Annotated in this window: 1 protein-coding gene; it reads left to right on the top strand. The window is 74.9% G+C overall.

The genetic code is table 11. The annotated features are described in order from the left end of the window. Window positions 1-5,207: SDR family NAD(P)-dependent oxidoreductase (locus ACFV7Q_RS38275; RefSeq protein ID WP_385435569.1), on the top strand; the 5,207-nt coding region annotated here is incomplete at both ends.

Genomic DNA, 5,207 nt, shown 5'->3' with positions numbered 1-5,207 from the left:
CCTGCCCACCTACGCCTTCCAGCAGGAGCACTTCTGGCTGGAGAGCGGAGCCCCCCCGGCCACCGAGGCCGCCGTGCACGCGGCCGACACCGCCGACGCCCGCTTCTGGGAGGCGGTCGAAGCCAACGACGTGGCCGCCCTCACCGCCGAGCTCGACATCGACGCGGACGAGGCGCTCACCGCGCTGCTGCCCGCCCTGTCCTCCTGGCGCCGGCAGAGCCAGGAGCGGTCCACCGTCGACGGATGGCGCTACCGGACCGCCTGGAAGCCGGCACCCGAGCCCGCCGCCGGCCGCCTCTCCGGCACCTGGCTGGTCGCCGTCCCCGACGCCCCGGCCGGGTCCGCCGCCGACGACGGCGTCGCCCACGCCGTCCTGCGGACGCTCGCCGAACACGGCGCCGACGTACGGCGGATAGCAGCGCCCCACACCCGTGACGCACGTGCCGAGCTGGCCGGGCGGATCAGCGAGACCCTCGCCGACGGCGCCGCCGTATCGGGCGTGCTCTCCCTGCTGACTCCAGCCGGGACCGACGCGGCCGCGGGTGTGACCGCCACGCTCTCCCTCATCCAGGCCCTCGGCGACGCCGACGTGGCCGCCCCGCTGTGGTGCGCCACCCGCGGCGCCGTCTGCGCGGCCCGCTCCGAGCGGCAGCCCGACCCCGCGCAGGCGCCGATCTGGGGCCTGGGCCGGGTGGCCGCACTGGAGCACGGCGAGCGCTGGGGCGGCCTGATCGACCTGCCCGGCGGCACCGACGCCGGGGACGACCGGGTGCTGGCCCGACTGGCCGGCGTACTCGCCGGGGACGCCGCCGAGGACCAGGTCGCCGTCCGCCCCTCCGGGATCCTCGTACGCCGCCTCGTCCGCGCCCGGCTGGCCGACACCCCGGCGGTCCGCGCCTGGCGGCCGACCGGGACGACCCTGGTCACCGGCGGTACGGGCGCGCTCGGCGCGCACGTGGCCCGCTGGCTCGCCGCGAACGGCGCCGAGCACCTGGTCCTGACCAGCCGGCGCGGCCCCGACGCACCCGGCGCCGCCGCACTGCAGGAGGAACTCACCGCGCTCGGCGCCCGGGTCACCCTCGCCGCCTGCGACGTCGGCGACCGCGAGGCCCTCGCCGCCCTCCTCGCGGGCGTCCCGGCCGACCAGCCGCTCACTGCCGTCGTGCACACGGCGGCCGTCCTCGACGACGGGGTCATCGAGGCGCTCACGCCCGAGCAGATCGAGCGGGTCCTACGGGTCAAGGTCGACGCGACCCGGCACCTGCACGAGCTGACCCGGGACCTGGACCTGTCCGCGTTCGTCCTCTTCTCCTCCTTCGCCGCCACCTTCGGCGCCCCCGGCCAGGGAAACTACGCGCCGGGCAACGCCTTCCTCGACGCCTTCGCCGAGTACCGGCGGGCCGCCGGCCTGCCCGCCACCTCCCTCGCCTGGGGCCCGTGGGGCGACGGCGGCATGGCCGAAGGCGCCGTCGGCGACCGGATGCGGCGCCACGGCGTCCTGGAGATGGCCCCGAGCCGGGCCGTCAGCGCGCTCCAGCACGCCCTGGACCGCGACGAGACCACCCTGACCGTCGCCGACATGGAATGGAAGCGCTTCGTCCTCGCCTTCACCTCCGGCCGCGACCGGCCGCTGCTGCACGACCTGCCCGAGGCGCGCCAGGCCATGGAGAGCACCCGTACCGAAGCGTCCGAAGACGGCGGTAGCGCCGTGGTGCTCGTCCGGCAGCTCGCCGGGCAGCCCGAGGCGGAACAGGAGCGCCTGCTGCTGGACCTCGTGCGCACCGCCGTCGCCGACGTCCTCGGCTACGCCGGGCCCGACGCCGTGGAGGCCGGCCGCGCCTTCAAGGAGCTGGGCTTCGACTCGCTCACCTCCGTCGAACTGCGCAACCGCCTGAACGCGGCCGCCGGCCTCAAGCTGCCGCCCACCCTCGTCTTCGACTACCCGACGCCCACCGTCCTCGCCCGGTACCTGCGGGCCGAACTCGCCGGCCGGAGCACGGCGGCAGCCGCCCCCGTCCCGGCGACCCCCGCCACCGCGACCGACGCCGAACCGATCGCCGTCGTCGCGATGAGCTGCCGCTTCCCCGGCGGCGTCCGCAACCCGGAGGAGCTGTGGCAGCTGCTCGCCTCCGGCGGCGACGCCCTCTCCGGGTTCCCCGCCGACCGCGGCTGGGACGTCGAGGCGCTCTACAACCCCGACCCCGACGCCCAGGGCACCTCCTACACCCGCGAGGGCGGCTTCCTCACCGATGCCGCCGCCTTCGACCCGGCCTTCTTCGGGATCTCCCCTCGCGAGGCCCTGGCCATGGACCCGCAGCAGCGGCTGCTCCTGGAAACCTCCTGGGAAGCGTTCGAGCGGGCCGGCATCGACCCGGAGGCCCTCCGCGGCAGCCAGTCCGGCGTCTTCGTCGGCACCAACGGCTCCGACTACTCCCACCTCGTACGCGGCGCCGCCGACGGCCTCGAAGGACACCTGGCCACCGGTAGCGCGGGCAGCGTCGTCTCCGGCCGCGTGTCCTACACCTTCGGCCTGGAAGGCCCGGCGGTCACCGTCGACACCGCCTGCTCGGCCTCGCTCGTCGCCCTCCACCTCGCCGTGCAGGCGCTGCGGGCGGGCGAGTGCTCCCTGGCCCTCGCCGGCGGGGTCACGGTCATGTCCACGCCCGGCACCTTCATCGAGTTCAGCCGCCAGCGCGGCCTGTCCACCGACGGCCGCTGCAAGGCGTTCTCCGCCGACGCCGACGGCTTCAGCCCGGCCGAGGGCGTCGGGATCCTCCTCGTGGAGCGCCTCTCGGACGCCCACCGCAACGGGCACCCGGTCCTCGCCGTGATCCGCGGTACGGCCATCAACCAGGACGGCGCGAGCAACGGCCTGACCGCGCCCAACGGGCCCTCCCAGCAGCGGGTCATCCGCCAGGCCCTCGCCAACGCCCGCCTGACCGCCGCCGAGGTGGACGTCGTCGAGGCCCACGGCACCGGCACCACCCTCGGCGACCCGATCGAGGCCCAGGCCCTACTGGCGACGTACGGCCAGGACCGGCCCGCTGACCGGCCGCTGCTCCTCGGCTCGATCAAGTCGAACATCGGCCACGCCCAAGCCGCCGCCGGCGTCGCCGGCGTGATGAAGATGGTCCTCGCCATGCAGCACGGAGTGCTGCCGCAGAGCCTCCACATCACGGAGCCCACCCCGCACGTGGACTGGACCGCCGGGGAGGTGGCCCTCCTCACCGAGCAGCAGGCCTGGCCCGACACCGGCGGCCGCCCCCGGCGCGCGGGCGTGTCCTCGTTCGGGTTCAGCGGCACCAACGCCCATGCCATCATCGAACAGGCCCCCACCACGCAGGCGTCCGACGGACAGGGGTCGCACGGGCAGGGGACCCCTGTACCCCGGGCCCCCCACCCCCTACTGACCGCGACACCGGCCGACGGCACCGATTCCGATCCGCGGATTCCGCTGCCCTGGCCGCTGACCGCCAAGACCGAGAAGGCGCTGCACGGCCAGGCCGAACGCCTGCTGAACCACCTCACCACCAGCCCTGACCTGCGACGTACCGACATCGGCCACTCCCTGGCCACCACCCGCACGGCACACGACCGGCGCGCCGTAGCGATCGGCCGGGACCGGGAGGAACACCTCGCCGGCCTGGCCACCCTGGCCGCCGGAGGCACCGCCCCCCTCCTCGTGCAGGGGTCGGTCATCGGGGGCAAGACCGCGTTCGTGTTCCCCGGACAGGGGTCGCAATGGGTGGGCATGGCCGAGACGCTGATGGACGCTTCACCTGTGTTTGCAGCCCGGGTGGATGAGTGTGCGAAGGCGCTGGAGCCCTTCACCGACTGGTCGTTGGTGGATGTGCTCCGGGGCGCCGACGGCGCGCCCTCGCTCGACCGCGTCGACGTGGTGCAGCCGGCTCTGTTCGCGGTGATGGTGTCCCTGGCGGAGGTCTGGCGGGCGGCGGGTGTGCGGCCCGGCGCCGTGATCGGCCACTCCCAGGGTGAGATCGCCGCCGCCTGCGTCGCGGGGATCCTGTCCTTGGAGGATGCGGCGCGGGTGGTGGCTCTGCGGAGCCAGGCCATCGGCCGCGTGCTGGCGGGTCTGGGTGGCATGGTGTCCGTGCCGCTGCCGGCCGGCGAGGTCCGGGAGCGGATCGCTCCGTGGGGTGAGGAGCGGATCTCCGTTGCCGCTGCCAACGGACCGTCTTCGGTGGTGGTGTCGGGTGAGGTCCAGGCCCTGGACGAGTTCCTGGCCGCGTGTGAATCCGATGGTGTCCGGGCCAAGCGGATCGCGGTGGACTACGCCTCGCACTCCGCGCAGGTGGAGCTGCTGCGCGAGGAGCTCGCGGAGCTGCTGGCGCCGATCGAGCCCCGGGCCGCCGAGGTTCCCTTCCTGTCCACCGTCACGGGGGAGTGGGTGAAGGGCACGGAGCTGGACGCCGGTTACTGGTTCCGGAACCTGCGCCGGACCGTCGAGTTCGAGCAGGCCACCCGCGCCCTCCTGGAGCAGGGCTTCGGCGTGTTCGTCGAGTCCAGCCCGCACCCGGTGCTGACCGTCGGCATGCAGGAGACGGTGGAGGATACGGGCCGTGAGGCCGCCGTCCTCGGCTCCCTGCGCCGCAACGAAGGCGGCCTGGAACGCTTCTGGCTCTCGCTCGCCGAGGCCTGGGTCCGCGGTGTGGCGGTCGACTGGCACGCGGTGTTCGCGGGCATGGGCGCCCAGCGGGCGGAACTGCCCACCTATGCCTTCCAGTCGCAGCGGTACTGGCCGGAGGCGGCCCCCGCCGAGCCGGAGGGGCTGCAGACGGAGAGCACCGTCGACGCCCGGTTCTGGGACGCCGTCGAACGCGAGGACCTCGCCGCGCTCACCGCTGAGCTGCACGTCGACGACGACCAGCCCCTGACCGCCCTGCTGCCCGCGCTGTCCTCGTGGCGGCGCCAGAGCCGGGAGCGGGCCACGGTCGACGGCTGGCGCTACCGCGTCATCTGGAAGCCCCTCGCCGACACCACCGCCGCCCGGCTGTCCGGGACCTGGCTGGTCGTCGTGCCCGAGGCGCTGTCCGGCCCGGCCCGGGACACGGCCTCCGTCGTCCTGCGCACCCTCGGCGACCGCGGCGCCGAGGTCCGTACCGTCACCGTGGCGGCCGACACGGCCGACCGGGGCACGTTGACCGCCGCCATCGAGGCCGCCGCCGACGCGGCGACCGCCCTGAACC

This window comes from Streptomyces sp. NPDC059851, assembly GCF_042732005.1.
Taxonomy (GTDB): Bacteria; Actinomycetota; Actinomycetes; order Streptomycetales; family Streptomycetaceae; genus Streptomyces.
The sequence above is the reverse complement of the archived record's forward strand: the minus strand, read 5'-3'. Positions and strand labels throughout refer to the sequence as shown.